This is a genomic window from Stenotrophomonas sp. Marseille-Q4652 (genome assembly GCF_916618915.1).
Lineage (GTDB): Bacteria > Pseudomonadota > Gammaproteobacteria > Xanthomonadales > Xanthomonadaceae > Stenotrophomonas.
Genome location: NZ_CAKAKE010000001.1, coordinates 2186714 through 2212500, shown reverse-complemented (window position 1 = coordinate 2212500; position 25787 = coordinate 2186714). Strand labels below are relative to the sequence as shown.

The following is a 25787-nucleotide window of genomic DNA, read 5'->3' as shown; positions in this document are numbered from 1 at the left end:
GGTGCGGCTGGATCACCTCCTTTTGAGCATGACAGCATCGTCCTGTCGGGCGTCCTCACAAGTAACCTGCATTCAGAGTTTCAACACGACCTGGTCGTGTTGGGAAGTCCCGTATATGGGGCCTTAGCTCAGCTGGGAGAGCACCTGCTTTGCAAGCAGGGGGTCGTCGGTTCGATCCCGACAGGCTCCACCATCTGAACTAAACAGAACATTGGGTCTGTAGCTCAGGTGGTTAGAGCGCACCCCTGATAAGGGTGAGGTCGGTGGTTCGAGTCCTCCCAGACCCACCACTCTGAATGACGCGCATACAAAGAATTTAGATGTCGGCACTGTGGCCGGTATCTGCTCTTTTACAACTTGTGACGTAGCGAGCGTTTGAGATTATCTATCAGGCGTGTCGTGAGGCTAAGGCGGAAGACTTGAATGTCTTCTTATTGATTGAGTCGTTATATTCGTATCCAGGCTTTGTACCCCTGGATCAAATGTAGCCCAAGGCAACTTGCGGTTATATGGTCAAGCGAATAAGCGCACACGGTGGATGCCTTGGCGGTCAGAGGCGATGAAGGACGTGGCAGCCTGCGAAAAGTATCGGGGAGCTGGCAACAAGCTTTGATCCGGTAATGTCCGAATGGGGAAACCCACCCGCTTGCGGGTATCCTGCAGTGAATACATAGCTGCTGGAAGCGAACCTGGTGAACTGAAATATCTAAGTAACCAGAGGAAAAGAAATCAACCGAGATTCCCTGAGTAGCGACGAGCGAACGGGGACTAGCCCTTAAGCTGGTATGGTTCTAGAAAAACAGTCTGGAAAGGCTGGCCATAGAAGGTGATAGCCCTGTATTTGAAAGGGCCATACCAGTGAAGACGAGTAGGGCGGGGCACGTGAAACCCTGTCTGAACATGGGGGGACCATCCTCCAAGGCTAAATACTACTGACCGACCGATAGTGAACCAGTACCGTGAGGGAAAGGCGAAAAGAACCCCGGAGAGGGGAGTGAAATAGAACCTGAAACCGTGTGCGTACAAGCAGTAGGAGCTCGCAAGAGTGACTGCGTACCGTTTGTATAATGGGTCAGCGACTGACTGTTCGTGGCAAGCTTAACCGTATAGGGGAGGCGAAGGGAAACCGAGTCTGATAAGGGCGCATAGTCGCGGGCAGTAGACCCGAAACCGGGTGATCTAGTCATGCCCAGGGTGAAGGTGCGGTAACACGCACTGGAGGCCCGAACCCACTCCCGTTGCAAAGGTAGGGGATGAGGTGTGATTAGGAGTGAAAAGCTAATCGAACCCGGAGATAGCTGGTTCTCCTCGAAAGCTATTTAGGTAGCGCCTCATATGTATCCTCTCGGGGGTAGAGCACTGTTATGGCTAGGGGGTCATCGCGACTTACCAAACCATTGCAAACTCCGAATACCGAGACGGACTGTATGGGAGACACACGGCGGGTGCTAACGTCCGTCGTGAAAAGGGAAACAACCCAGACCCACAGCTAAGGTCCCAAATTTTGTGCTAAGTGGAAAACCATGTGGAAAGGCACAGACAGCCAGGAGGTTGGCTTAGAAGCAGCCACCCTTTAAAGAAAGCGTAATAGCTCACTGGTCGAGTCGGTCTGCGGGGAAGATTTAACGGGGCTAAGCACAGAACCGAAGCTTGGGGTGCATAACTTTGTTATGCGCGGTAGAGGAGCGTTCCGTAAGCCTGTGAAGGTGGATTGAGAAGTCTGCTGGAGGTATCGGAAGTGCGAATGCTGACATGAGTAACGATAATGCGGGTGAAAAACCCGCACGCCGAAAGCCCAAGGTTTCCTTGTGCAACGTTAATCGGCGCAGGGTGAGTCGGCCCCTAAGGCGAGGACGAAAGTCGTAGTCGATGGGAAGCAGGTTAATATTCCTGCACCTCGCGTAAGTGCGATGGAGGGACGGAGAAGGTTAGGTGTACCGGGCGTTGGTTGTCCCGGGGAAAGGCGGTAGGTTTGGATCTTTGGCAAATCCGGGATCCTTTAAGACCGAGCACCGAGACGAGTCTTTAAGACGAAGTCACTGATACCACGCTTCCAGGAAAAGCTCCTAAGCTTCAGCTTACGCAGACCGTACCGTAAACCGACACAGGTGGGTAGGATGAGAATTCTCAGGCGCTTGAGAGAACTCGGGTGAAGGAACTAGGCAACATGGCACCGTAACTTCGGGAGAAGGTGCACCATTGCCGGTGGCCCATGCGGGCATAAGCTGGCGATGGTCGAAGTGACCAGGCCGCTGCGACTGTTTATCAAAAACACAGCACTCTGCAAACACGAAAGTGGACGTATAGGGTGTGACGCCTGCCCGGTGCTGGAAGGTTAATTGATGGGGTCAGCCGCAAGGCGAAGCTCTTGATCGAAGCCCCAGTAAACGGCGGCCGTAACTATAACGGTCCTAAGGTAGCGAAATTCCTTGTCGGGTAAGTTCCGACCTGCACGAATGGCGTAACGACAGCGGCGCTGTCTCCACCCGAGACTCAGTGAAATTGAAATCGCTGTGAAGATGCAGCGTTCCCGTGGCAAGACGGAAAGACCCCGTGAACCTTTACTATAGCTTTACACTGAACGTTGAGTTCGTCTGTGTAGGATAGGTGGGAGGCTATGAAACTGTGGCGCCAGCTGCAGTGGAGCCATCCTTGAAATACCACCCTGTCGTGCTTGACGTTCTAACCTGGGTCCATTATCTGGATCGGGGACCGTGTATGGTGGGTAGTTTGACTGGGGCGGTCTCCTCCTAAAGAGTAACGGAGGAGCTCGAAGGTACGCTCAGCGCGGTCGGACATCGCGCACTGTGTGCAAAGGCATAAGCGTGCTTGACTGCGAGATCGACGGATCAAGCAGGTACGAAAGTAGGACTTAGTGATCCGGTGGTTCTGTATGGAAGGGCCATCGCTCAACGGATAAAAGGTACTCCGGGGATAACAGGCTGATACCGCCCAAGAGTTCATATCGACGGCGGTGTTTGGCACCTCGATGTCGGCTCATCACATCCTGGGGCTGTAGTCGGTCCCAAGGGTATGGCTGTTCGCCATTTAAAGTGGTACGCGAGCTGGGTTCAGAACGTCGTGAGACAGTTCGGTCCCTATCTGCCATGGGCGTTGGAGATTTGAGAGGGGCTGCTCCTAGTACGAGAGGACCGGAGTGGACGAACCTCTGGTGTTCCGGTTGTCACGCCAGTGGCATTGCCGGGTAGCTATGTTCGGAAGCGATAACCGCTGAAAGCATCTAAGCGGGAAGCGCGCCTCAAGATGAGATCTCCCGGGGCACAAGCCCCCTGAAGGAACCATGTAGACTACGTGGTTGATAGGTCAGGTGTGTAAGCGCAGTAATGCGTTGAGCTAACTGATACTAATGATCCGTGCGGCTCGACCATATAACCTCAAGTTGCCTTGGCCATACGACAACGTCGGTGGATATCCAAGTGCACGCTACGTCACAAGAACTATGCGAGACAGGCGCCTCATCAGATCCCTTGATGGCGACGCTCCAACCGTCTCCCTGGTGAAATTAGCGCTGTGGAACCACCCGATCCCATCCCGAACTCGGAAGTGAAACGCAGCCGCGCCGATGGTAGTGTGGTCCAAACCATGCGAGAGTAGGTCATCGCCAGGGTTTTATCCCGAAAACCCCGCTGATAACTCAGCGGGGTTTTCTTTACCCGCCACACGGGTACTGCTGCAGGCTGGCGCATCGCGCCGCCCACCGTCTTCCTGACGATCACAGCGCTGTGGCACCACCCGATCCCATCCCGAACTCGGAAGTGAAACGCAGCTGCGCCGATGGTAGTGTGGTCCAAACCATGCGAGAGTAGGTCCTCGTCAGGATTTATCCCAAAACCCCCGCCAGAAGCGGGGGTTTTTCTTTGCGCGCAGGGGTGTCCGCGCGCCGCTAATCGAGAGGGCTCGTGGGGACTGTTGGGGGAAGCCCGGATGGCGCTGGCGTGGGAATTTGCCTGCTCTAGGGCGAGTCGGTCGCTACAGAACGCATGGCGCGAATGCTGCGCTCCCGACGTCCCCCCATCTTTGAGTAGCAGTTCGATTTGGAGTCCCGACGTCCCCCCATCTTTGAGTAGCAGGTCGATTTGGAGTCCAATCCCCAACGAGACGGAGATTGGACGTGAAGAAGCGCTTTTCCGAAGAGCAGATCATCGGCTTCCTGCGTGAAGCCGAAGCTGGCCTACCGGTCAAGGAGCTGTGCCGCAGGCACGGCTTTAGCGAGGCCTCCTACTACCTGTGGCGCAGCAAGTTTGGCGGCATGAGCGTGCCAGAGGCCAAGCGGCTCAAGGAGCTGGAGTCCGAGAACACGCGGTTGAAGAAGCTGCTGGCCGAGCAGCTGTTCGAGAACGACGTCATCAAGGACGCCCTGCGAAAAAAGTGGTGACCGCACCGGTGCGCAGGACGCTGGTGCGGCATCTGGTGGATCGGGGACTGAGTGAGCGACGGGCGCTGGCCATGGTACGGATGAGCGCCAGCGCGCTGCGCTACGTCCCGCGTCCGGATGGCAACGTCGAGCTGCGCGAGCGGATCCTGGCGCTGGCGCAGCGACACAAGCGCTATGGCGTCGGGATGATCTATCTGAAGCTGCGGCAGGAGCAGTGGCCGGTGAACTACAAGCGGGTGGAACGGCTGTATCAGGAGGCCAGGTTGCAAGTGCGCCGGCGCAAGCGGAAGAAGGTGCTGCTGGGCGAGCGCCAACCGTTGCTGCGGCCGGAAGCCGCCAACCAGGTCTGGTCGATGGACTTCGTGTTCGACCGCACCGCCGAGGGGCGTGTGCTCAAGGCGTTGACCATCGTCGACGATGCCACGCACGAGGCGGTGGCGATCGAGGTGGAGCGGGCCATCTCCGGCCACGGCGTGGCCCGGGTGCTGGATCGGCTGGCGCTGACCCGCGGCCTGCCGCAGGTGATCCGCACCGACAACGGCAAGGAGTTCTGCGGCAAGACTATGGTGACGTGGGCCCACGAGCGCGGTGTGCAGTTGCGCCTGATCCAGCCAGGCAAGCCGAACCAGAACGCCTACATCGAGAGCTTTAACGGCCGCCTACGGGACGAATGCCTCAACGAGCACTGGTTCCCGACGCTGCTGCACGCCCGCACCGAGATCGAAACCTGGCGCCGGGAGTACAACGAGGAACGACCGAAGAAGACCTTGGGCGGTCTGACGCCGGCCGCTTATGCCGAACAGTTGGCGGCCAAAGCCGCTACGATGAAACCCGGACTCTAAGAGCCCCGCTACTGAAAGCGGGGGGACGTCGGGCCCAGTCCTCGGACAGAGCATCTAGGCCCGTAGTCGGCCTCAGGCTGAAGTGTGCCGCCGTCTGTGGAACTGGGGCGGGCACTCCACGAATCCCGCTCGGCATATGAAGGGAGGGAGAGGCGGGCATCCCGCTCTCAAGCGAATCGAGATAAGCGCGTACTTGGGCGAGGGCCGGCCACTTCCGGCGGTTCGCTTCGTCACGGTCGCGGGTATGCAGGGCGCGTCGGATGTGTGTGTTCCCGACTCTGCCGCGTAGCGCGGCAGGTACCTTGATACGGATGTACCAAGACTGGCCTAGCTGCTGTAGGTAATGTCTCTTGCTCAATTCCCTGTCCTCGCGGTCAAGGGGTTCTTGAGCTGTCTGGTGGTCAAGGTTGGTGGTCAAACCCGGTGGTCAGACCGCCAATCCCGGCTCATCACTATCCCGATACGAACAGGGCCTCCGGTTGTCCGAAGGCCCTGTTTTCCAGCTATCTCCGATGGATTACCGCTTCATCGATCCGAAGAACTCGTCGTTGGACTTGGTGTTCTTCATCTTGTCCAGCAGGAACTCCATGGCTGCGATTTCGTCCATGGGGTGCAGCAGCTTGCGCAGGATCCAGATCTTCTGCAGCAGTTCCGGCTCGATCAGCAGGTCCTCGCGGCGGGTGCCGGAGCGGTTGATGTCGATGGCCGGATAGACGCGCTTTTCGGTGATGCGACGGTTCAGGTGCACTTCGCTGTTGCCGGTGCCCTTGAACTCCTCGTAGATCACCTCGTCCATCTTCGAGCCGGTTTCGACCAGCGCGGTGGCGATGATGGTCAGCGAGCCGCCTTCCTCCACGTTACGCGCGGCACCGAAGAAGCGCTTCGGACGGTGCAGGGCGTTGGCGTCGACACCGCCGGTCAGGACCTTGCCCGAGGACGGCACCACGTTGTTGTAGGCGCGGGCCAGGCGGGTGATCGAGTCGAGCAGGATCACCACGTCCTTCTTGTGTTCGACCAGGCGCTTGGCGCGCTCGATCACCATTTCGGCGACCTGCACGTGGCGGGCGGCGGGTTCGTCGAAAGTCGAGGAGACGACCTCGCCGCGCACGGTGCGCTGCATTTCGGTCACTTCTTCCGGACGTTCGTCTACCAGCAGCACGATCAGGTGCACTTCCGGGTGGTTGGTGGTGATGGCGGTGGCGACCTGCTGCATCAGCATCGTCTTGCCGGCCTTGGGCGGGCTGACGATCAGGGCGCGCTGGCCCTTGCCCTGCGGGGCCATCAGGTCGAGGATGCGGCCGGTGATGTCCTCGGTCGAGCCATCGCCGCGCTCGAGGCGGAAGCGCTTGCGCGGGAACAGCGGCGTCAGGTTCTCGAACAGCACCTTGTTCTTCGACGCCTCGATCGGCTCACCGTTGATGGTGTCCACGATCGACAGCGCGAAGTAGCGCTCGCCATCCTTGGGGAAACGGATGCGGCCGGACAGGTGGTCGCCGGTGCGCAGGTTGAAGCGGCGGATCTGGCTGGGCGAGATGTAGGTGTCGTCTGGACCGGCCAGGTAGCTGGCCTCGGCCGCACGCAGGAAGCCGAAGCCGTCGGGCAGGATTTCCAGCACGCCGTCGGCGGCCACGCCCTCGCCATGACGGGTCAGCACCTTGAGCAGGGCAAAGATCACGTCCTGCTTGCGCGCACGCGCCACGCCTTCGGAAATCTGCAGTTGCTCGGCAATCTCCAGCAGCTTGTGCGCCGGCATCCGCTTCAGGTCGCTCAGCGAATAAGCCGGGAAACCTTCCGGGACGCTGGGGTGCGGACGCGGGACGAACTGCTGCTCGCCGCCATTGTCGCCCTGCATGCCGTTGTCATCGCGGAAGCGTTCGCGGTTGCGTTCGCGACGATTGCGGAAGCGATCGCGGCGGTTGCCCTGACCTTGGCCTTGGCCCTGGTTTTGATTCTGGTTCTGTCCGCCCTGCTGGCCCTGGCGCTGTTCGCGCGCTTCGGCGTTGTCGCCGCCCTGCGGGGCAGGCGCGCTGCTGCTTTCCTGGGGCTGGGACGGAGCGGTTGCCTGCGCCGGCTTTTCAGCCACCGGGGCGGAAGCGGCGGGCAACGGAAGATCGGATTGTGCCGGGGCGGCGGAGGAGCCAGTGTCGCCGGATTCCACGGATTCGGTCACCTTGCTGGTGCGGGGCTTGCGCACGCGCTTTTCCACAGGGGCATCGGCGCTCCCGGTTTCGGAAGGGATATTCTCGGACAAGTGCTTGATTCCTCGCTAAGGGTGCGAGCGCCCTGCTGGGCGGCGAACTGGTTGGGAAGGGGTCTAGAGGAGAATCGTCTAGAGGACGCGGCGCGCGAATGCGGCCGGATACGCCGACACTATCACCGGCTGCCAGCGGGGTGCAAGCCGCATCCCCGCTGCGTTGGGCCGCCGGAAAGGTCGGCCCGGACCGGCAGCCGCGGCCGCCGGTCGGTGGCGGATCAGCCGCCGAGGGTCTTGTCGATCATCTGCGTCAGCTGGCCCTTGCCGACCGCGCCGATCTGGGTGGCCTGGACCTGGCCGTCCTTGAACAGCAACAGCATCGGGATCGAACGCACGTGGTACTTCACCGCGGTGGCGCGGCTGTCGTCGACGTTGACCTTGGCCACCTTGAGCTTGCCGGCGTAGCTTTCAGCCAGCTCGTCGAGGACCGGGGAGATCATCTTGCACGGGCCGCACCATTCGGCCCAGAAATCCACCAGGACCGGCTCACTGGATTGCAGGACGGCGCTGTCGAAATCGGCGTCGCCGACGTGTAGAACCTTATCGCTCACTTGGAGTCTCCTGGAGCAATGCGACGGCCCATGCCGGGTTGGTCGTCGCATTGCGGTAAACTGGGGCATTGCGCGGACGAATGCGGGCGGTTGCCCGGGAGTCGCGCGACCCGGCGCAGGGGCCGCAGTGTGCGACGGTGCCGGAGACGATGCAAGCTGCCTGCAACCTCTGGCGGGCCAGCCCAATGAAGACGGAATAATGAGCGACAAACCGCTGACCGATGTGACGTTCTCCTCGTTCGACCTGCAGCCGGCATTGCTGGCAGGCCTTGAGGAGGCGGGATTCACCCGCTGTACCCCGATCCAGGCATTGACCCTGCCGGTGGCCCTGTCAGGAGGCGACGTCGCCGGCCAGGCGCAGACCGGTACCGGCAAGACCCTGGCCTTCCTCGTGGCGGTGGTCAATCGCCTGATGAGCCGCCCGGCGCTGGCCGACCGCCAGCCCGAAGACCCGCGTGCCCTGATCCTGGCCCCGACCCGCGAACTGGCCATCCAGATCCACAAGGATGCAGTCAAGTTCGGCTCGCACCTGGGCCTGCGCTTTGCGCTGGTCTACGGCGGCGTGGACTACGACAAGCAGCGCGAACTGCTGCAGCAGGGCGTGGACGTGATCATCGCCACCCCCGGCCGCCTGATCGACTACGTCAAGCAGCACAAGGTCGTCTCGTTGCACGCCTGCGAGATCTGCGTGCTGGACGAAGCCGACCGCATGTTCGACCTGGGCTTCATCAAGGACATCCGCTTCCTGCTGCGCCGCATGCCCGAGCGCACCACCCGGCAGACCCTGCTGTTCTCGGCCACGCTCAGCCACCGCGTGCTGGAGCTGGCCTACGAGCACATGAACGAACCGCAGAAGCTGGTGGTGGAAACCGAGCACATCACCGCCGCCCGCGTGCGCCAGCGCATGTACTTCCCGGCCGACGAGGAAAAGTTGCCGCTGCTGCTGGGCCTGCTGTCGCGCAGCGAAGGCGCGCGCACCATGGTGTTCGTCAACACCAAGGCGTTCGTCGAACGCGTGGCCCGTGCGCTGGAAAAGGCCGGCTACCGCGTTGGCGTGCTGTCCGGTGACGTACCGCAGAAGAAGCGCGAGAGCCTGCTCAAGCGCTTCCAGGCCGGCCAGCTGGAAATCCTGGTGGCCACCGACGTGGCCGCGCGTGGCCTGCACATCGACGGCATCAAGTATGTCTACAACTACGACCTGCCGTTCGACGCGGAAGACTACGTGCACCGCATCGGCCGTACCGCCCGCCTGGGCGAGGAAGGCGATGCGATCAGCTTCGCCTGCGAGCGCTATGCGATGGGCCTGCCGGACATCGAGGCCTACATCGAGCAGAAGATCCCGGTCGAGCCGGTGACCGCCGAGCTGCTCACCCCGATCCCGCGCCCGGAACGACCGAAGGTCGAGGGCGAGGAGGAAGGCGAGAGCGTGGGCGCGATCTTCCGCGAGGCACGCGAGGCCAGGGCTGCCGAGGAGGAGCGCCGTGGTGGTGGTCGTCGCGGTGGGCCCGGTGCCCGCCGGGATGGCGAGCGTGGTCCGCGTGCCGGTGGGGAAGGTGCCCAACGCCGTCGTGGTCCGCGCAAGCCACGTGTGGAAGGCGAGAAAGTGGAAGGTGCCGCGGCCGTGGTGGTCGAGGCCCCGAAGGAAGAGCGTCCGGCTGGTGCCACCGATGCCTCGCTGCAGGCTGGCGACGAAGTCCGCAAGCCGCGCAAGCGTCGTCGTCGTCGCCATGGCAAGCTGGTGGAAGGTGCCGAGGCCGCAATGGCCGTGCAGGCCCCCTCCGCGCCGGTACAGGTAATCGCCAAGCCGGTGCGTGCCCAGGCCAGTGACGCCGATTCGTTCCTGACCCGACTGGGCCGCAAGATCCGCCGCATGCTCTCGGGCAGCTGATCCTTGCCTGGATGCATCGCGCCGGCAGGGCGCGATGCATTGGCGCGACGCTCCGGCATAATCGCCGGCATGAGCGTTCTTCGTTTCGACAACGTCAGCAAACAGTATCCCGGCGGCCACCAGGCGCTGGTGGACGTCAGCTTCGAGGTGGCGGCCGGCGAGATGCTGTTCGTCACCGGCCACTCCGGGGCGGGCAAGAGCACGCTGCTCAAGCTGATCCACCTCAGTGAGCGGCCAACCCGTGGTGCGGTGCTGTTTGCCGAGCGCAACCTGCTCAAGGTGCGTGGCAGCCGCGTCGCCCTGCATCGTCGCGACGTCGGTGCGGTGTACCAGGACCATCGCCTGCTGCTGGACCGGACGATCGCCGAGAACGTGTCCCTGCCGTTGATCCTGCGCGGCATGCGTCGCGCCGACATCGGCAAGCGCGTGCGCTCGGTGCTCGACCGCATGGGCCTGGGCCATCGCGAGAAGGCGCTGCCTTCGCAACTTTCTGCAGGCGAACAGCAGCGCGTGGGCATCGCCCGTGCGATCGTCGCCGAGCCGAAACTGCTCGTCGCCGACGAGCCGACCGGCAACCTTGACCCGACCCTGGCCGCCGAGATCATGGCCCTGTTCGCCGAGCTGCCCGGGCGAGGCACCAGCGTGCTGGTGGTCAGCCACGACCTGCCGCTGCTCAAGCGCATGCGCAAGCGCGTGCTGATCCTCGATCACGGCCGGCTGGTCGATGACATCTCGCCGCAGGACCTGGCCGAATGAACAAACCCATCAACACCGAAGCCGCCGCGCCGTCGCGGCTGGGCGTGTGGCTGGGCCACCACGCCCACAGCATCGTCTTCAGCCTCGGCCGCGTGCTGGGCAAGCCGTGGGCCACGCTGCTGACCATCATGGTCATGGCGCTGGCACTGGCCCTGCCGCTGGGGCTGTCGATCGCGCTGGACAACCTGCGCCACTTCACCGGCAGCGTGCAGCAGTCGCGTGACATCAACCTGTTCCTGAAGCCCGAGATCGACGCCGCCGATGCCGCCCAGGTTGCGGACACCCTGCGCGGCCGTGCCGACGTGGCCGCGGTGACGCTGCGCACGCCCGAGGAAGGATTGGCCGAACTGCGCGGGAACGCCGGGCTGGGCGAGGCGATCGAGGCGCTGGGCGACAACCCGCTGCCGACCCTACTGATCGTGACCCCGGCCGCTGCCAACGACGCGCCGCTGGCGCAGTCGCTGCAGTCGCTGCCGCAGGCGGACCTGGTCCAGCACGATGCGCTGTGGCGGCAACGGCTGGATGCATGGCTGGGGTTCGGTGCGCGCCTGGTGCAGGTGCTGTCCCTGCTGCTGGGGCTGGGCGCGATCCTGGTGGTGGGCAACACCGTGCGCCTGGACATCCAGTCCCGGCGCGACGAAATCGGCGTGCTGCAGCTGCTGGGTGCATCGGATGGCTTCATCCGTCGGCCGTTCCTGTACCTGGGCGCCTGGTACGGGCTGGGTGCCGGCGCGGTGGCCCTGCTGCTGGTCGGTCTGGCCGGACTGGCGCTGCGCCCGCCACTGGCCACGCTGTCGCAGAGCTATGGCAGTGCCTTCGTGCTGCACGGGCTGGATCTGCTGCACTCGATGTTCGTCCTGCTGGGGACGATCCTGCTGGGCTGGCTGGGGGCATGGCTGGTCGCCGGGCATTTCCTGCGGCAGACTCGCCCGACCGAAACCTGAGGACGGTATGTCCAAGCAAGTACTCAAGCATCTGATCAGCGACGCCCCGCGGGTGATGGTGGTGGACGGTTCCAAGCTCGTCCGCAAGCTGATTGCCGACGTGCTGCGCCGGGACCTGCCCGGCGTGGACGTCGTCGGCTGCTCCAGCATCGAGGAAGCCCGCGAGGCGCTGGCCGCAGGCCCGGTGAACCTGGTCACCACCTCGCTGGCGCTGCCCGACGGCGATGGCCTGGCGCTGGCGCGCAGCGTGCGCGAAGCGGCCGGCCAAGCCTACGTGCCGGTGATCGTGGTCTCCGGCGACGCCCAGCAGCACCTGGAGGAACGCCGCTTCACCGAGTTCGTCACCGACTACTTCGACAAGTCGCTGGGCCACGAGGCGCTGGCGACCTTCATCCGCGGCTACGTGCAGCCCGAGCCGGTTCCCGGTGCGACCATCCTCTACGTCGAGGACAGCCGCGTGGTGGCCGAGGCGACCAAGCGCATGCTCGAGCGCCAGGGCCTGCGCGTGGTCCACGTGCTGACCGCCGAGGATGCCTTCGCGCTGCTGACCGCCGAGTCGCTGGGCCGTACAGCCGAGCACATCGACCTGGTGCTGACCGACGTCACCCTCAAGGGCGAGCTCAACGGCCGCGACGTGGTGCAGCGCATCCGCATCGATTTCGGCTACGGCAAGCGCCGCCTGCCGGTGCTGGTGATGACCGGCGACAGCAATCCGCACAACCAGTCCGAGCTGCTGCAGGCCGGCGCCAACGACCTGGTGCAGAAGCCGATCGAAGAGCGGCTGCTGGTGACCAAGGTGCTGTTCCAGTTGCGCCTGTCGCGCCTGAACGTCCAGCCGGTCGTACTGTGAGCCAGGCGCAGTCGCGCATCCAGCTCGAACCGGGCTGGAAGGCGCAGGTTGGCGACTGGCTGCTGCGTCCGGAGATGCAGGCCCTGGGCGAGTTCCTGCGCCAGCGCAAGGCGGCCGGCGCGCACGTGTTCCCGCCGGGCCGGCAGATCTTCGCCGCCTTCGATGCCACTCCGTTTGACCGGGTAAAAGTGGTGATCCTCGGCCAGGATCCGTACCACGGGTATGGCCAGGCCCACGGCCTGTGCTTTTCGGTGCTGCCCGGCGTGCCGGTGCCGCCCTCGCTGCTGAACATCTACAAGGAGCAGGAGGCCGACCTGGGCCTGGCCCGGCCCGACCACGGCTGCCTGCTGCCCTGGGCCGAGCAAGGGGTACTGCTGCTCAACGCCGTGCTGACCGTGGAGGAGGGCAAGGCCGGGTCCCACCAGGGCAAGGGCTGGGAAGGCTTCACCGACCACGTGGTGGAGACCCTCAACCGCGAGCGCGAGGGCCTGGTGTTCCTGCTCTGGGGCAGCTACGCCCAGGCCAAGGGCAAGGTGATCGACACCCGCCGCCACCGGGTGCTGAAGGCCCCGCATCCCTCGCCGCTGTCGGCCCACCGCGGCTTCCTTGGCTGCCGGCACTTCTCGGCCACCAACGACTACCTGCGCCGCCACGGCCAGGCGCCGATCGACTGGTCGCTGCCGTCCCGGGCGGAGCTGGAGGCCCGGCTGGCCCCCGCCGGCTGAACGCCTCCGTTCATCGTCACCGGATGGCGATGTGGGGCGGGTTAGCATGGGTAATCCAGATGGCAGTCTTTCGGGGGATTGACGCCATCGATGGAACATTGGAACTTTTCCAGGACCCAGCAGTCCAATTGGGCGACTGCTAAGATGAGGCCCTATGAGCCAGAACACCTCTACTGCCCTTGTGGCAAACAATCTTCCGATCCCCAGCGCGCTTGGCTCGCTGGACGCCTACATCGGTGCCGTGCACCAGATCCCGGTGCTGTCGGTCGATGACGAACAGGCGCTGGCCCGCCGCTACCGCGACCACCAGGACCTGGACGCCGCCCGCGAGCTGGTGCATTCGCACCTGCGCTTCGTGGTGCACGTGGCCCGCGGCTACAACGGCTATGGCCTGGCCCTGGGTGACCTGATCCAGGAAGGCAACATCGGCCTGATGAAGGCGGTCAAGCGCTTCGACCCGGACATGGGCGTACGCCTGGTGTCCTTTGCCGTGCACTGGATCCGTGCCGAAATGCACGAGTTCATCCTTAAGAACTGGCGCATCGTCAAGGTCGCTACGACCAAGGCGCAGCGCAAGCTGTTCTTCAACCTGCGCAAGTCCAAGACCCGCCTGGGCTGGATGAATGCCGCCGAGGTCAGCGCGGTCGCCAAGGACCTCAACGTGTCCGAGCGCGAAGTGATGGAGATGGAATCGCGCCTGTCCGGTCGTGACATTGGTTTCGATGCGCCTTCGGACGAGGACGATGACCACGCGCCGCCGTCGCCGGCCGCCTACCTGGTCGCCCACGACGAGGATCCGTCGCAGGCCTATGAGCGCCTGGACAACGAGGACAACCAGCTGCAACTGCTGCGCGAGGGCCTGGCCGAACTGGACCAGCGTTCGCGCGACATCATCAGCCGCCGCTGGCTGGACCCGGACAGCAAGGTCACGCTGCAGGAGCTGGCCGACGAGTACGGCGTGTCGGCCGAGCGCATCCGCCAGGTCGAGGCCAATGCGCTGAAGAAGATGAAGGCGCTGTTCACCGCCTGAGTTTGAACGCTGCAGGTGCAATGACGAACGGCCCGGAATTTCCGGGCCGTGTCTTTTTGCGCGTGCTTTCATCCTTCCGCCGGCGGCTCCGGATCGCGTGTCGCGGTGCCGGCATCGCCAAAAATGATGCGGGCCGCGCGTTGGTAGCTCCAGTACGCCCACGCCCAGTTGAGCAGCACGACCAGACGGTTGCGGAAACCGATCAGGAAGAACACGTGCGCCGCCAGCCAGAACCACCACGCCAGCGTGCCGGAGAGCTTGAGCCTGCCCAGGTGCACGACCGCGGCCATGCGGCCGATGGTGGCCAGGTTGCCGAAGTCGCGGTAGCGGAACGGGGGCGGTGCCGGCTGCGACTGCAAGCGTGCCAGGGTCACGTTGGCCACGTAGCGCCCCATCTGCTTGGCGGCCGGCGCAACGCCTGGCACCGGCTGGCCGTTTTCCTGGCGCAACGTGGCCAGGTCACCGGCGACGAAGATTTCCGGATGGCCCTCGACGGTGAGGTCGGGCAGCACCGGCACGCGCCCGGCGCGGTCCAGTAGGACATCCAGCGAGCGTGCCAGGGGTGATGCAGCCACGCCGGCCGCCCACACCACGGTACGCGCCGGGATGAAGCGTTCGCCGAGCCGGAAGCCCTCCTCGCCGATATCCGTCACTGCGGTACCGGTGACCACTTCCACGCCCAGCTTTTCCAGTTGCCGGCGCGCCTTGGCCGAGAGCATCTCGGGGAAGGTGGACAGCACGCGTGGGCCGGCCTCCACCAGCCGCACTGTGGCCGAGGCCGGGTCGATGTGGCGGAACTCGTTGCGCAGGGTATGGCGTGCGATCTCGGCCAGGGTGCCGGCCAACTCGACCCCGGTCGGGCCCCCGCCGACCACGGCGAAACTCAACCACGCCGCCCTGCGGACTGGATCGGGTTCTGCCTCGGCGCGCTCGAAGGCCAGCAGCAGCTTGCGGCGCAGCGCCAGCGCATCGTCCAGTGTCTTCAGGCCCGGCGCGTGCGCGGCCCACTGGTCGTTGCCGAAGTAGGCGTGGGTCGCACCACTGGCCACCAGCAGCAGGTCGTAGTCCAGACGCGTGCCATCGGCCAGCTGCACCTGGCGTTGCCCGCGGTCGATGGCGACGACCTCGCCAAGGCGCACCTCGACGTTGCGCTGCCGGCCGAGGATGTGACGCAGCGGCGCGGCAATGTCCGGTGCCGACAGGCCGGCCGTGGCGACTTGGTACAGCAGTGGCTGGAACAGGTGATGGTTGCGACGGTCGACCAGGGTGATGCGCAGCGGCGCGCGAGCCAGCGCACGGGTGGCCCACAACCCGGCGAAGCCGCCACCAACGATCACCAGCCGGGGAACGGAAGTTCGGGACATGCCTGCTCCGTAAAGGGACGTTGCCCGCCGATGCTAACGGCGCGCCTGCGGGGGGCTGTCACGCTCCCTCCACGCCAGCGTGGCGTCGTCGCTGGCTGCGTCCGATACTGCGTGCAGACCCGGGCCCGGAGGCCAACGTGAGCGAATCCGACAAGCGCATCGCCCTGCTGATCGATGCCGACAACGCACCGGCCGCCAAGGTCGACGAGATCCTCGCCGAAGTGGCGCGGCATGGCGTGGCCAACGTGCGCCGCGCCTACGGCAACTGGAAGAGCCCCCACCTGAAGAGCTGGGAAGCGGTGCTGCACGAGTACGCGATACGTCCGATCCAGCAGTTCGCCTATTCCAAGGGCAAGAACGCCTCGGACATGGCGATGGTGATCGACGCGATGGACCTGCTGTACGCGCGCAACCTCGACGGTTTTGCGATCGTCTCCAGCGATGCCGACTTCACCCCGCTGGTGATGCGGCTGCTGACCGACGGGGTCAAGGTGTATGGCTTTGGCGAGCAGAAGACGCCGCTGCCGTTCGTCAACGCGTGCTCGAAATTCACCTACCTCGAGGCGCTGGGCCAGGACGGGAGCGACGACGAACACGCGGTGGCGGAATCCGAAAACACAGAGTCCGCTCGCCAGGGATCGGGCAACGGCCATGGCAACGAGCAGGCCGTGCCGCCCGCGAGCGAACCCCCGCAGCGACCGATCCAGCCGCGCACCGGCAACGAGCTGCGCAGCGATGCGCGCCTGCTCAATCTGCTGCGCGGGGCGATGGATGCGGCGGCCGACGAGCAGGGCTGGGCCTCGCTGAGCGCGGTCGGCAACCAGATCGCCAACCGGGCTTCGTTCGACTCGCGCAATTACGGCTACCGCAAGCTCAGTGACCTGATCGCGGCGACCGAGCTGTTCGAGCTGAAGAAGGAAGGCAAGGCCACCAGCATGCGCGCGCTGCCGAAGAAGAAGCCGGCCACGCGGGCGCGTGCGCGCAAGGCCAGGCCGGCCGGTTGATCAAACCTCGGGCATCGCGACCGGCATGAGGCCGGCGATGCCCGCGGCTCAGTAGAGGTCGACCGGGTCCACGTCCAGTGACCAGCGCACGCGGCGCGCCTCGGGCAGGGCGTGGATGGCCGGTACCAGCGGGTCCAGTACCTGGTGCAGCGGCGGACGCTGGGCGGCCGACAGCAGCAACTGGGTGCGCTGGAAGCCGGCGCGACGCGGCATCGGTGCCGGCATCGGTCCATGGGCCTCGATCGCCGGGTCCGCCGGCAAGTGCGCGCGTACCGCGGCGAGGAAGGCATTGGCCACTTCCACCTGCTTGGCCTCGGCGCGCAACAGCGCCAGGTGGCTGAAGGGCGGGAAGCCGGCGGCTTCGCGCTGGGCCAGTTCGGCATCGGCAAAGGCGTGGTAGCCGCCATTGATCAGCGTGGCCAGCAGCGCGTTGCCCGGATGGTGGGTCTGCAGCCAGACCTCACCCGGGCGCTCGGCGCGGCCGGCGCGCCCGGCGACCTGGATCAGCTGCTGGGCCAGCTTTTCGCTGGCGCGGAAGTCGGCCGAGAACAGGCCTTCATCGATGCCGACCACCACCACCAGGGTCAGCCGCGGCAGGTCGTGGCCCTTGGCCAGGATCTGGGTGCCTACCAGGATGCCGGACTGGTCACCGAGCGTAGCCAGGGTCTGTTCCAGCGCATCGCGCCGGGCCGTGGTGCTGCGATCGATGCGCAGGACCGGGACGTCGGGGAATTCGGCCAGCAGGCGTTCTTCAAGCCGCTCGGTACCGATGCCCTGCGGCTGCAGCGCCAGGCTGGCGCAGTCCGGGCAGGCCAGCGGCACCGGCTGGCGCGCGCCGCAGTGGTGGCACTGCAGGCGGCGGCCGGCGCCGTGCACGGTCATCGAGGCATCGCAGCGCTTGCACGGCGCGGTCCAGCCGCAGTCGTGGCACAGCAGTGCCGGCGCATAGCCGCGGCGGTTCTTGAACACCAGCACCTGGCTGCCGGCCTGCAGGTGCTGGGTGATGCCGGCCAGCACCTCGGGCGAGAGCCCGTCGCGCAGCGGGCGCTTGCGCACGTCGATCACCCGCACCGCCGGCGGCCGGGCCTCGCCCGCGCGCTGTTTCAGCCGCAGGTGCCGGTAACGGCCGGCACGGGCGTTGTGCAGGGTCTCCAATGAGGGCGTGGCGCTGCCGAGGATCACCGGCACGTCCAGCGCCTTGCCGCGCACCAGGGCGAAGTCGCGGGCGTGGTAGCGGATGCCGTCCTGCTGCTTGTAGCTGCCATCGTGTTCCTCGTCGACCACGATCAGCCCGGCCCGCGGCAAGGGCGTGAACACCGCGGAGCGGGTGCCGACGATGACCTGGGCCTCGCCACGCCAGGCCGCCGCCCAGACCCGGGCGCGTTCGCCATCGCCCAGTCCCGAATGCAGTGCATGCACCGGCACGCCGAGACGGTTGCGGAAGCGGGCCAGGGTTTGCGGGGTCAGGCCGATCTCGGGCACCAGCACCAGTGCCTGCCGGCCCCGGGCCACGCAGGCGGCGATGGCCTGCAGGTAGACCTCGGTCTTGCCGCTGCCGGTGACGCCATCGAGCAGGAATGGCTGGAAGCCGCTGGCGGCGGCAATGGCGTCGATCGCGGCCTGCTGCTGGTCGTTGGGCTGCAGCGGCGAGGGCGGGGCCGGTGGTGGCGTGGCAGCAGCCAGTGGAACCCGTTCGGCGCGGCCGTTCTTTTCCAGTGCCCGCGCAGCACTGCGCCAGTCCTCCATGACAGTGTCCAGCCGGTCCTCGTCCAACGCGCCGTCGGCGAGCAGGCTCGCCAGCCGCTGCGGGCGGGTGCCGCTGCGCAGCCGCGGCAGCTGGGCCAGGCCCTGTCCGGTCAGTTGCCAGCCCCAGCGCTGGGTGTCGGCCAGCGGCTCGCCGCGGCGCAGCGGGGCCGGCAGGGCGGTGGCCACGACCTCGCCCAGCGGCGCATGGGTGTAGCGGGCCAGCCAGCGCAGCGAGGCGGACAGCTCGCCGACCAGCAGCGGCGTCGGGTCGGCCCAATCCAGTGCCGGGCGCAGCGGGGCGTCCGCTTCCGCCTGGCCGATTCCGGCCACCACCCCGACCAGCTCGCGCGGCCCGAACGGCACCCGGACCCGGCGACCGATGTCCGATTCCTGTGCACGGGGGCCCTCGGGGGGCAGGTAGTCAAACAACTGCGGCAGCGGAACCGGCAGGGCGACGCGCAGGGTCGGGCGGGGGTCGGGCATCGCGCCAGTGTACCGGCGAGGCCGCCTTCACTTGCAGCGCGTATCTCCTGCCGCAGCCATAAATGGAATGTAAACAGCCGTCACAGTTGAAGATTTTCGCTTATCCACAAAAATTGTGGATAAGTCTGTGCATCACGGGTCTGCTCCACGCCGCAAGGGCGTCAACACAAGCCTTTGCCTTGACTTGGTCAAAAAATAGCCACATGGAAAATTACTTCAAATTCAACAACTTGTCTGTGAAACATTGTTGAAGGAACGTGATGGCGTGTGATTTGAGGAAAATCCGCTCCGACGTATTGACGCTGTGCACAAGTAAGGGGTATGGCCCTGCGTCCCCCGTTCAGCAAATCCGGGGAACGCGCGCCATGCGCGGTCTGTCGCCGGAGCGGGATCGTTATCATTCCGCGGATGATGGAGTTCCAATGAGCGCTGTTCCCGCCCCCCTCCCGCCGGCTGCGGCCAGTGCCCTTTCTGCCTTCCTGCGCGGAGTCGAGCGCCGCGCCGCCGTGGTGGCCGCGCTCCAGCATGGCAGTTCCGGGGAAGCCGGGCTGCAGGCTGTCGCCGCCGCCATGCGTGCCTTCGCCGCCCGCGCTGCCGACGTCCCCATGGCCGAGTGGCCGCAGCGGTTCTGGAGCCGCCTGGCGGCGGTCCCGGCCGGTCAGGCTGGCGGCCAGTGGAGCCAGGAACTGACCCACCTGGGCCTGCTTGGCCCGGTTGACCGCCTGGCGCTGTTGCTGCGCATCGGCGCCGGGCTGGACGAGGAGCAGGCCGCGGCGGTAGTGGGTGCCGACCTGGATGCCTACCGCATGGCGCTGACCCGTGCCTGCCCGGTCGATGCCGCCGGCAAACCCGATGCCGGGGCCTGGCGGATGCTGGCCGAGGAAGTGCAACGACAGGTGCGTGACCTTCCGCCGGCGCTGCTGGCCCGCCTGGCGACGGTGCGCGAGTCCGTGTTTGCCCCGCCATCGGCCGAACCTGCCAAAGCCCCACCTCCGGCCAAGCCCGCCGCGCCCCGCCGTTCCGCGCGGCGCCCGGTCATGGGCCGCCGTGCGTTGTGGGTCGCGGTGCCGGTCCTGCTGGCGCTCATCGCCGCCGTGCTGTGGTGGCGCGGCGCAGGCCAGGGGCCGGACCTGGGGGATCCCCCGCCTCCGGCACGCGAGGGCGCGGTCTCCGAGGTCGGGCCGGTGCTGGTGGAGGAACTGGCTGACAGCAGTATGCCGGCTGCCGCCTCGGTCGAGCTGCATCCGGCCGATGCGGCAATGCTGCGCGATCCGGACCTGGCGCTGGTGCCCGAGGCCGACTTCCACGCCTGGTTCGCGGCCGGTGGGCCGTTGCCGGTGGACGAATCCAACACCCAACCGAGCCGGCCGGAACCGGCCGCCGCCGGCCTGGAGACCGTCGATGCCGACGAATAAGTTGCTGCTGGCCCTGCTGGCCCTGCTGGCCCTGCTGGCCCTGCTGGCGGCCCTGCTGCTGGTACCGGTGGCCCACGCCGCGCCGCCGCTGCCGGCAACCGTGTCCGGGGCCAGCCAAACCCCGGCCGCGGTTGCCCCCGCGCCGCGCGCGGTCCCGGACTGGTCCACGCTGACCCCGGCGCAGCAGCGCGAACTGCGGATGCAATACGCCGCCTGGCGGGCACTGGACGAATCCGAGCGGCAGCGGGTCCGCCACGCCGCGGCCGCGTACGCGGCGCTGCCGGGCGATCGGCGTTCGGCGCTGCAGGTGCAGTTCCGCAACCAGGACCGCCTGTACCGCGATGGCTGGCGGCTGGGCCCGCGGCTGGGTGCGGCCTGGCCCAAGCTGCAGCCGCTGCTGGGCTACCTGCCCGACGGCCAGCGCGGGCCGATGCTGGCCCTGCTCCGTCAGCTCGATGAAAAGCAGCTGCAGCAGCTGGTGCTGCTCTCCCAGCGCACCCCACCGCAGGACCGCGAGCGCGTGCGGGCCGGCCTGCTGGCCACCACCGCCGCCAACCGCGATGCCTGGCTGCAGGCGCAGGTCGTGCGCTGATCCTGCGATACGGCGTGCAAGCTTGAACCGCAACACGCCATTGCAGCGCCGGCGATGCCGGTCGGCGGGCCAGGCCGGGTAAGATAGCCGGCTGCCGCGACCCGGTACCCGCGCTGTTCGGCGCGCCGCAGTCGCCAGGTCATCCCATGTCCCTGCTTGCTCCTGCCCGTCCACGCTTCCTCGGGGAAGTGCGGAAGACCGGGCTGCTGGCCCTGCCCCTGGTCCTGGGGCATGTTTCCACCGGCCTGATCTCCTTCGTCGACAACGTCATTGCCGGCCACCACAGCACCGATACCTTTGCCGCGGTCAGCATCGGTACGGCGCTGCTGTGGCTGCCGATGCTGGTGCCGATCGGCACCCTGATCTCGCTCACCGCCTCGGTGTCGCAGCTCAACGGCGGCGGCCGACACGAGCGCATCGGCCCGCTGTTCCGGCAGGCCCTGTGGCTGTCGCTGCTGCTGTCGGCCGGCATGTTCGTGTTCCTCAGCGTGGTGCCGGCGCTGCTGCCGGCCTTCGGCATCGCGCCTGACATCATCCCCGGGGCCACCGGCTTCCTGCATGCGATCCGCTGGGGCGTGCCGGCGCTGACCCTGTACTTCTGCATGCGCTACCTCAGCGAGGGCATGCACTGGACGCTGCCGACGATGGTGCTGGGTTTTGGCGGGCTGCTGGTGCTGGCGCCGCTGGGCTGGGCCCTGACCAATGGCCGCGCCGGCTTCCCCGAAATGGGGGCCACCGGCCTGGGCATCGCCTCGGCGGTGACGATGTGGCTGCAGGCCGGCGCCTTCGCGCTGTACCTGGCGCGTACCAGGCGCTTTGCCAACCTGCAGTTGTTCGCCCGTTTCGATGGCCCGGACGGCCGCGCCATCGGCGACCTGCTGCGTACCGGCCTGCCGATCGGCATCACCGTGCTGATGGAAGGCGGGCTGTTCATCGTCACCGCGCTGCTGATCGGTCGCATCGGTGCCACCGAGGCGGCCGCGCACCAGATCGCGATCAACGTGGCGCAGCTGTGTTTCATGATCCCGATGGGCGTGGGCGAGGCGACCACGGTGCGGGTCGGCCATGCGGTCGGCCGCCAGGACGGAATGGGCGTGCGCCGTGCGGTCTGGGCGGGCGTGGCGATCGTGCTGGTCACCCAGCTGCTGTCGATCACCGTGCTGCTGCTCGGCCACAACGCCGTGGTGCGGCTGTACACCGATGACCTGGGTGTGGCCTCGCTGGCGGCGATCCTGCTGCTGTACGCGGCCGCGTTCCAACTGCCCGACGGCATCCAGGTGCTCAGTGCCGGCGCGCTGCGCGGGCTCAAGGACACCCGCGTGCCGATGTTCATCGCCATGCTCGCCTACTGGGGCATCGGCATGCCGCTGGGCGCCGGGCTTGGCCTGGGGCTGGGCATGGGCCCGCAGGGCATGTGGATCGGCCTGATCCTGGGCCTGGCCAGCGCGGCGGTGATGATGGGCTGGCGCCTGTCGGTCAGCAGCCGCCGGGTGCCGAGCCACCGCCACCCCTGACTTCAGGCCGATGTCCGTGCACAGGCCACCGGCTATCCTCCTTCCCGTACCAACGCCGCTGTTCGTCCCTTGGAGACCCCAATGAATTACCCGCAACGTCGCAACCCGATCGCCGCGTTCTTCGTCGGCCTGTGGGACGTGATGAACTTCACCCGGCGGCTGATCCTCAACCTGCTGTTCTTCGGCCTGCTGTTCTTCGTGCTGCTGGTGATAGTCGTGGCCGCCACCCGTGGCAGCGGGGTCAAGCCGCTGCAGGACCGCACCACCCTGGTGATCGCGCCCGAAGGCCGGCTGGTGGAGCAGTACAGTGCCGACCCGGTGAGCCGCGCGGTGGGCAAGGCGATGGGCGACACCGGCGCCGACGAGATCCAGCTGCGCGACCTGCTGCGCGCGCTGGAGGCGGCGCAGAAGGACAAGAAGATCGAGCGCGTGCTGCTGCAGCTGGACAAACTGCAGCCGTCGGGTTTTGCCTCGATGCGCGAGGTCGCCGCCGCGTTGCAGACCCTGCGTGGGTCCGGCAAGCAGGTCGTGGCCTTCAGCGAGAGCATGAGCCAGTGGCAGTACCTGCTGGCCGCGCAGGCCGACGAGGTCTACCTCGACCCGATGGGCAGCGTGCTGCTGGAGGGCCTGGGCCGCTACCGCCAGTACTTCCGCACCGGTCTGCAGGAAAAGCTGGGCGTCGACGTGAACCTGTTCAAGGTCGGCGAATACAAATCCGCCGCCGAACCCTACGTGCTGGATGCTGCCTCGCCCGATGCCAAGGAAGCGGACCTGTACTGGATGAATGATGTCTGGCAGCGCTACCTGGCCGACATCGCCGCCGCACGCAAGCTGGACCCGGCCGAACTGGCTGCGGGCATCGAAACCATGCCCGAAGGCATCGCCGCCGCCGGGGGCGACCTGGCCCGCTTTGCCCTGCAGCAGAAGCTGGTCGATGGCCTCAAGACCCGCGAGGAAGTGGAGAAGCTGCTGGCCGAGCGTGGCGTGGCCGACAGCGATGCCGATGAAGGCTTCCGCAACATCAACCTTGATGCCTACCTGACCCAGGTCGACAGCCGCAAGTCGCCGCTGGACAAGCGTCCGCAGGTGGCAGTGGTGGTGGCCGAGGGCGAGATCGCCGGCGGCGACCTGCCGGCCGGCCGCATCGGTGGGGTCTCGACCTCGGCGCTGCTGCGCCACGCCCGCGAGGATGACGACGTCAAGGCCGTGGTGCTGCGCGTGGATTCGCCCGGTGGCGAGGTGTTCGCCTCCGAGCAGATCCGCCGCGAGGTGGTCGCGCTGAAGCAGGCCGGCAAGCCGGTGGTGGTGTCCATGGGTGACCTGGCCGCGTCCGGTGGCTACTGGATCAGCATGGACGCCGACCGCATCTACGCCGACGAATCCACCGTCACCGGCTCGATCGGCATCTTCGCCATGGTTCCCAACTTCAGCCGCGCCCTGGACAAGATCGGCGTGCATACCGATGGCGTGGGTACCACCCGCTTCGCCGGTGCGTTCGACATGACCCGTCCGCTGGACCCGGCTGTGGGCCAGGTCATCCAGTCGGTGATCGACAAGGGCTATGCCGACTTCACCGGCAAGGTCGCCAAGGCGCGCGACCGCAGCGTCGAATCGGTGGACGAAGTAGCCCGTGGCCGCGTGTGGAGCGGTGCGCAGGCCCGCGATCGCGGCCTGGTCGACGAGTTCGGTGGCCTGCAGGACGCGGTGGCCGATGCCGCCGAGCGCGCCAGCCTGGGCGAGCCGGGCAAGTACCGCGTGCGTTACATCGAGAAGGCGGCCAGCCCGTTCGCGCAGTTCATGGCTGGCTTTGCCGGCAGCCGCATCGGCAGCTGGGCGCTGGCCGACTCGGCCGTGGCGCGCATGATGCTGGCGCGCACCCTGCCGGAGATGGACACCCAGTTGCGTTTCGTCGAGCAGGCGGTCAAGGACCGCAATGGCGCACCCGTGCGGTCGCTGGCCTACTGTTTCTGCGGGTTCTGATCCACGCCTGCCGCGGGCAGGGCTGATCGCCAGTTGCTGCCAGCATGACGCCGCCTTCGGGGCGGCGTCACTGTTTTGTGGTTTCGGCCAGCGTGTCGGTGGCCACTTCCAGTGCCGCGTCGCGGGCACGCGCGGCCTGCTGCACGGCGGCGTCGGCGGCCTGCGCCCGCTCCAGCGGCTGCTGCATGGCCTCGCGCAGCGCGGTCGCCTGGGGCTCGGGCGGGCGTTCGGTCGAGGGCGGTTCGGGCCGGCAGGCGGTCAGCAGGGGCAGCAGCAGCGCATAACGGAGCTTCATCGGCGCGGTCTCCCGGGACGGTGACGGTATCCTACTCCCTCGCTCCCGGGCCTCTCCCGGGCGTGGCATTGCGAACGATACGAAGGAGAAGCAGGTGAGCCAGCGTTGGCGATTGGATGGACAGACCGCGTTGGTCACCGGGGCAAGCGCCGGCATCGGACTGGCCATTGCCCGCGAGCTGGCCGGCTTCGGCGCCGACCTGATGCTGGTGGCACGCGATGCGGGAATGCTGGAAACCGTGCGCGACGAGCTGGCCGATGCCTTCCCCGACCGGCAGATCCACGGCCTGGCCGCCGACGTCTCCGATGATGAGGACCGTCAGGCGATCCTGGACTGGGTCGAGGACCACGCCGACGGCCTGCACCTGCTGGTCAACAACGCCGGCGGCAACATCACCAAGCCGGCCAACGACTACTCCGAGGATGAGTGGCGCGGCATCTTCGAGACCAACCTGTTCTCGGCCTTCGAGCTGTCGCGCTATGCCCATCCGCTGCTGGCCCGGCACGCGTCCTCGGCCATCGTCAATGTCGGCTCGGTCTCGGGCATCACCCACGTGCGCAGCGGCGTGGTCTACGGCATGACCAAGGCGGCGATGCAGCAGATGACCCGCAACCTGGCCTGCGAATGGGCCGAGGACGGCGTTCGCGTGAACTCGGTGGCGCCCTGGTACATCCGCACCCGCCGTACCTCCGGCCCGCTGTCCGATCCGGACTACTACGAGGAAGTGATTGCGCGCACGCCGATGCGCCGCATCGGCGAACCGGAGGAAGTGGCCGCGGCCGTCGGTTTCCTGTGCCTGCCGGCCTCCAGCTACATCACCGGCGAATGCATTGCCGTGGACGGCGGTTTCCTGCGCTACGGATTCTGATCACGCGCGGCGATCAGCCCGGGCAGTCGCTGGCCTGGACGACGGCCAGCAGGCGCTGGAACTCGGCGCCATCGGCATCCCCGGCGCGGCTGCCGGCCAGCCGCCAGCGCATCCCGGCTTCGGCCAGGCGCTGCTTCCAGCTGTCGCACAGCGCCTCGGCGGCAACCGGCTGGCATCGGTCCCGCACCACCTCGCAGGCCTCACCGGCACCGGTCCGCGGTTGCCATCCAGGCCTACGGTACGCAGTGGCACGCAGCGTGGCACCGGCTCGGGATCTTCCTGCAGGTATT

19 protein-coding genes, 2 tRNA genes and 4 rRNA genes (1 of these 25 cut by a window edge) are annotated in these 25787 nt (G+C 66.3%); 19 read left to right on the top strand and 6 right to left on the bottom strand.

What is annotated here, in order from left to right; translation table 11 throughout:
- The 7 genes from LG380_RS10510 to LG380_RS10480 all read left to right on the top strand — a co-directional run.
- A 16S ribosomal RNA gene (locus tag LG380_RS10510) occupies positions 1–23 on the top strand (it extends 1524 nt beyond the left edge of the window).
- Positions 24–117: 94 nt separating this feature from the next.
- A tRNA-Ala gene (locus LG380_RS10505) sits at positions 118–193 on the top strand.
- Positions 194–213: 20 nt separating this feature from the next.
- Positions 214–290, top strand: a tRNA-Ile gene (locus LG380_RS10500).
- A 221-nt stretch (positions 291–511) separates the two neighbouring features.
- Positions 512–3389: ribosomal RNA gene (locus tag LG380_RS10495) — 23S ribosomal RNA — on the top strand.
- Positions 3390–3513: 124 nt separating this feature from the next.
- A 5S ribosomal RNA gene (gene rrf / locus LG380_RS10490) occupies positions 3514–3628 on the top strand.
- 97 nt (positions 3629–3725) lie between these two features.
- Positions 3726–3840 (top strand): 5S ribosomal RNA (gene rrf / locus LG380_RS10485).
- The 16S, 23S and 5S rRNA genes sit together here with 2 tRNA genes alongside, the layout of an rRNA operon.
- Positions 3841–4132: 292 nt before the next feature.
- A protein-coding gene (locus LG380_RS10480) for an IS3 family transposase (RefSeq protein ID WP_225765014.1) occupies positions 4133–5238 on the top strand; the annotation gives its coding sequence in 2 pieces (ribosomal slippage) (positions 4133–4391 and positions 4391–5238; 1107 coding nt in all).
- A gap of 517 nt (positions 5239–5755) precedes the next feature.
- On the opposite strand, the gene rho is transcribed toward LG380_RS10480, so the two are convergent.
- Positions 5756–7489, bottom strand: a complete 1734-nt coding sequence (gene rho / locus LG380_RS10475) for a transcription termination factor Rho (protein ID WP_225765013.1) — start codon at positions 7487–7489, stop codon at positions 5756–5758.
- Between the two features lie 221 nt (positions 7490–7710).
- On the bottom strand, positions 7711–8043 hold the full coding sequence (trxA, locus tag LG380_RS10470; protein ID WP_225765012.1) for a thioredoxin TrxA: 333 nt from the start codon (positions 8041–8043) through the stop codon (positions 7711–7713).
- 199 nt (positions 8044–8242) lie between these two features.
- On the opposite strand from trxA, the gene rhlB reads away from it, so the two are divergent.
- The 6 genes from rhlB to rpoH all read left to right on the top strand — a co-directional run bounded on the left by rhlB (position 8243) and on the right by rpoH (position 14236).
- The gene (gene rhlB, locus LG380_RS10465; RefSeq protein ID WP_225765011.1) at positions 8243–9931 is read left to right on the top strand and encodes an ATP-dependent RNA helicase RhlB; all 1689 of its coding nucleotides are present in this window, start codon (positions 8243–8245) and stop codon (positions 9929–9931) included.
- A gap of 69 nt (positions 9932–10000) precedes the next feature.
- Positions 10001–10687 carry a cell division ATP-binding protein FtsE gene (gene ftsE / locus LG380_RS10460; RefSeq protein ID WP_225765010.1) on the top strand — a complete coding sequence of 229 codons (687 nt, stop codon included), beginning with the start codon at positions 10001–10003 and terminating at the stop codon, positions 10685–10687.
- Positions 10684–11631, top strand: a complete 948-nt coding sequence (gene ftsX, locus LG380_RS10455) for a permease-like cell division protein FtsX (protein ID WP_225765009.1) — start codon at positions 10684–10686, stop codon at positions 11629–11631. The genes ftsE and ftsX overlap by 4 nt, the downstream gene beginning before the upstream one ends.
- 7 nt (positions 11632–11638) lie before the next feature.
- Positions 11639–12481 carry a response regulator gene (locus LG380_RS10450; RefSeq protein ID WP_225765008.1) on the top strand — a complete coding sequence of 281 codons (843 nt, stop codon included), beginning with the start codon at positions 11639–11641 and terminating at the stop codon, positions 12479–12481.
- A complete protein-coding gene (gene ung / locus LG380_RS10445; protein ID WP_225765006.1) occupies positions 12478–13206 on the top strand; it encodes a uracil-DNA glycosylase in 729 nt (242 codons plus the stop codon). The genes LG380_RS10450 and ung overlap by 4 nt, the downstream gene beginning before the upstream one ends.
- 154 nt (positions 13207–13360) lie before the next feature.
- Positions 13361–14236, top strand: a complete 876-nt coding sequence (gene rpoH, locus LG380_RS10440; protein ID WP_225765004.1) for an RNA polymerase sigma factor RpoH — start codon at positions 13361–13363, stop codon at positions 14234–14236.
- Positions 14237–14304: 68 nt separating this feature from the next.
- On the opposite strand, the gene LG380_RS10435 is transcribed toward rpoH, so the two are convergent.
- Entirely contained in the window at positions 14305–15600 is a 1296-nt protein-coding gene (locus LG380_RS10435) for an NAD(P)/FAD-dependent oxidoreductase (protein WP_225765003.1), read from the bottom strand.
- Between the two features lie 137 nt (positions 15601–15737).
- Between LG380_RS10435 and LG380_RS10430 the strand changes: the two genes are divergently transcribed.
- Positions 15738–16604: an NYN domain-containing protein gene (locus tag LG380_RS10430; RefSeq protein ID WP_225765002.1), complete on the top strand. Its 867-nt coding sequence runs from the start codon at positions 15738–15740 to the stop codon at positions 16602–16604.
- 48 nt (positions 16605–16652) lie between these two features.
- Here the strand turns inward: LG380_RS10430 and LG380_RS10425 are convergent, their stop codons facing one another.
- Positions 16653–18833, bottom strand: a complete 2181-nt coding sequence (locus LG380_RS10425; RefSeq protein ID WP_225765001.1) for a primosomal protein N' — start codon at positions 18831–18833, stop codon at positions 16653–16655.
- Positions 18834–19255: 422 nt separating this feature from the next.
- Here LG380_RS10425 and LG380_RS10420 point away from each other — a divergent pair, with 422 nt between their 5' ends.
- The 4 genes from LG380_RS10420 to sppA all read left to right on the top strand — a co-directional run bounded on the left by LG380_RS10420 (position 19256) and on the right by sppA (position 24334).
- Complete coding sequence (locus tag LG380_RS10420; RefSeq protein WP_225765000.1) at positions 19256–20248, top strand: hypothetical protein; 993 nt, start codon at positions 19256–19258, stop codon at positions 20246–20248.
- Positions 20235–20840: a DUF3106 domain-containing protein gene (locus LG380_RS10415; RefSeq protein WP_225764999.1), complete on the top strand. Its 606-nt coding sequence runs from the start codon at positions 20235–20237 to the stop codon at positions 20838–20840. Before LG380_RS10420 ends, LG380_RS10415 begins: the two co-directional genes overlap by 14 nt.
- Positions 20841–20986: 146 nt before the next feature.
- Entirely contained in the window at positions 20987–22354 is a 1368-nt protein-coding gene (locus LG380_RS10410; RefSeq protein ID WP_225764998.1) for an MATE family efflux transporter, read from the top strand.
- Between the two features lie 81 nt (positions 22355–22435).
- A complete protein-coding gene (gene sppA, locus LG380_RS10405) occupies positions 22436–24334 on the top strand; it encodes a signal peptide peptidase SppA (RefSeq protein ID WP_225764997.1) in 1899 nt (632 codons plus the stop codon).
- A gap of 67 nt (positions 24335–24401) precedes the next feature.
- Here sppA and LG380_RS10400 read toward each other — a convergent pair whose 3' ends face one another.
- Complete coding sequence (locus LG380_RS10400; protein WP_225764995.1) at positions 24402–24629, bottom strand: hypothetical protein; 228 nt, start codon at positions 24627–24629, stop codon at positions 24402–24404.
- 94 nt (positions 24630–24723) lie between these two features.
- Between LG380_RS10400 and LG380_RS10395 the strand changes: the two genes are divergently transcribed.
- Positions 24724–25497 (top strand): SDR family oxidoreductase, encoded by a 774-nt coding sequence (locus LG380_RS10395; RefSeq protein ID WP_225764993.1) that lies wholly within the window; start codon positions 24724–24726, stop codon positions 25495–25497.
- A gap of 13 nt (positions 25498–25510) precedes the next feature.
- Here the strand turns inward: LG380_RS10395 and LG380_RS10390 are convergent, their stop codons facing one another.
- A complete protein-coding gene (locus LG380_RS10390; protein ID WP_225764992.1) occupies positions 25511–25684 on the bottom strand; it encodes a hypothetical protein in 174 nt (57 codons plus the stop codon).
- Between the last annotated feature and the right edge of the window lie 103 nt (positions 25685–25787).

What these genes read in the sequence shown, in the direction of transcription:
- LG380_RS10450 (WP_225765008.1), top strand. Translation starts at nt 11,639, where the DNA reads ATGTCCAAGCAAGTACTCAAGCATCTGATCAGCGACGCCCCGCGGGTG.
- rpoH (WP_225765004.1), top strand. Translation starts at nt 13,361, where the DNA reads ATGAGCCAGAACACCTCTACTGCCCTTGTGGCAAACAATCTTCCGATC.
- LG380_RS10415 (WP_225764999.1), top strand. Translation starts at nt 20,235, where the DNA reads ATGCCGACGAATAAGTTGCTGCTGGCCCTGCTGGCCCTGCTGGCCCTG.
- LG380_RS10435 (WP_225765003.1), bottom strand. Translation starts at nt 15,600, where the DNA reads ATGTCCCGAACTTCCGTTCCCCGGCTGGTGATCGTTGGTGGCGGCTTC.
- sppA (WP_225764997.1), top strand. Translation starts at nt 22,436, where the DNA reads ATGAATTACCCGCAACGTCGCAACCCGATCGCCGCGTTCTTCGTCGGC.
- rhlB (WP_225765011.1), top strand. Translation starts at nt 8,243, where the DNA reads ATGAGCGACAAACCGCTGACCGATGTGACGTTCTCCTCGTTCGACCTG.
- LG380_RS10425 (WP_225765001.1), bottom strand. Translation starts at nt 18,833, where the DNA reads ATGCCCGACCCCCGCCCGACCCTGCGCGTCGCCCTGCCGGTTCCGCTG.
- LG380_RS10420 (WP_225765000.1), top strand. Translation starts at nt 19,256, where the DNA reads ATGAGCGCTGTTCCCGCCCCCCTCCCGCCGGCTGCGGCCAGTGCCCTT.
- ftsE (WP_225765010.1), top strand. Translation starts at nt 10,001, where the DNA reads ATGAGCGTTCTTCGTTTCGACAACGTCAGCAAACAGTATCCCGGCGGC.
- LG380_RS10410 (WP_225764998.1), top strand. Translation starts at nt 20,987, where the DNA reads ATGTCCCTGCTTGCTCCTGCCCGTCCACGCTTCCTCGGGGAAGTGCGG.
- LG380_RS10400 (WP_225764995.1), bottom strand. Translation starts at nt 24,629, where the DNA reads ATGAAGCTCCGTTATGCGCTGCTGCTGCCCCTGCTGACCGCCTGCCGG.
- ftsX (WP_225765009.1), top strand. Translation starts at nt 10,684, where the DNA reads ATGAACAAACCCATCAACACCGAAGCCGCCGCGCCGTCGCGGCTGGGC.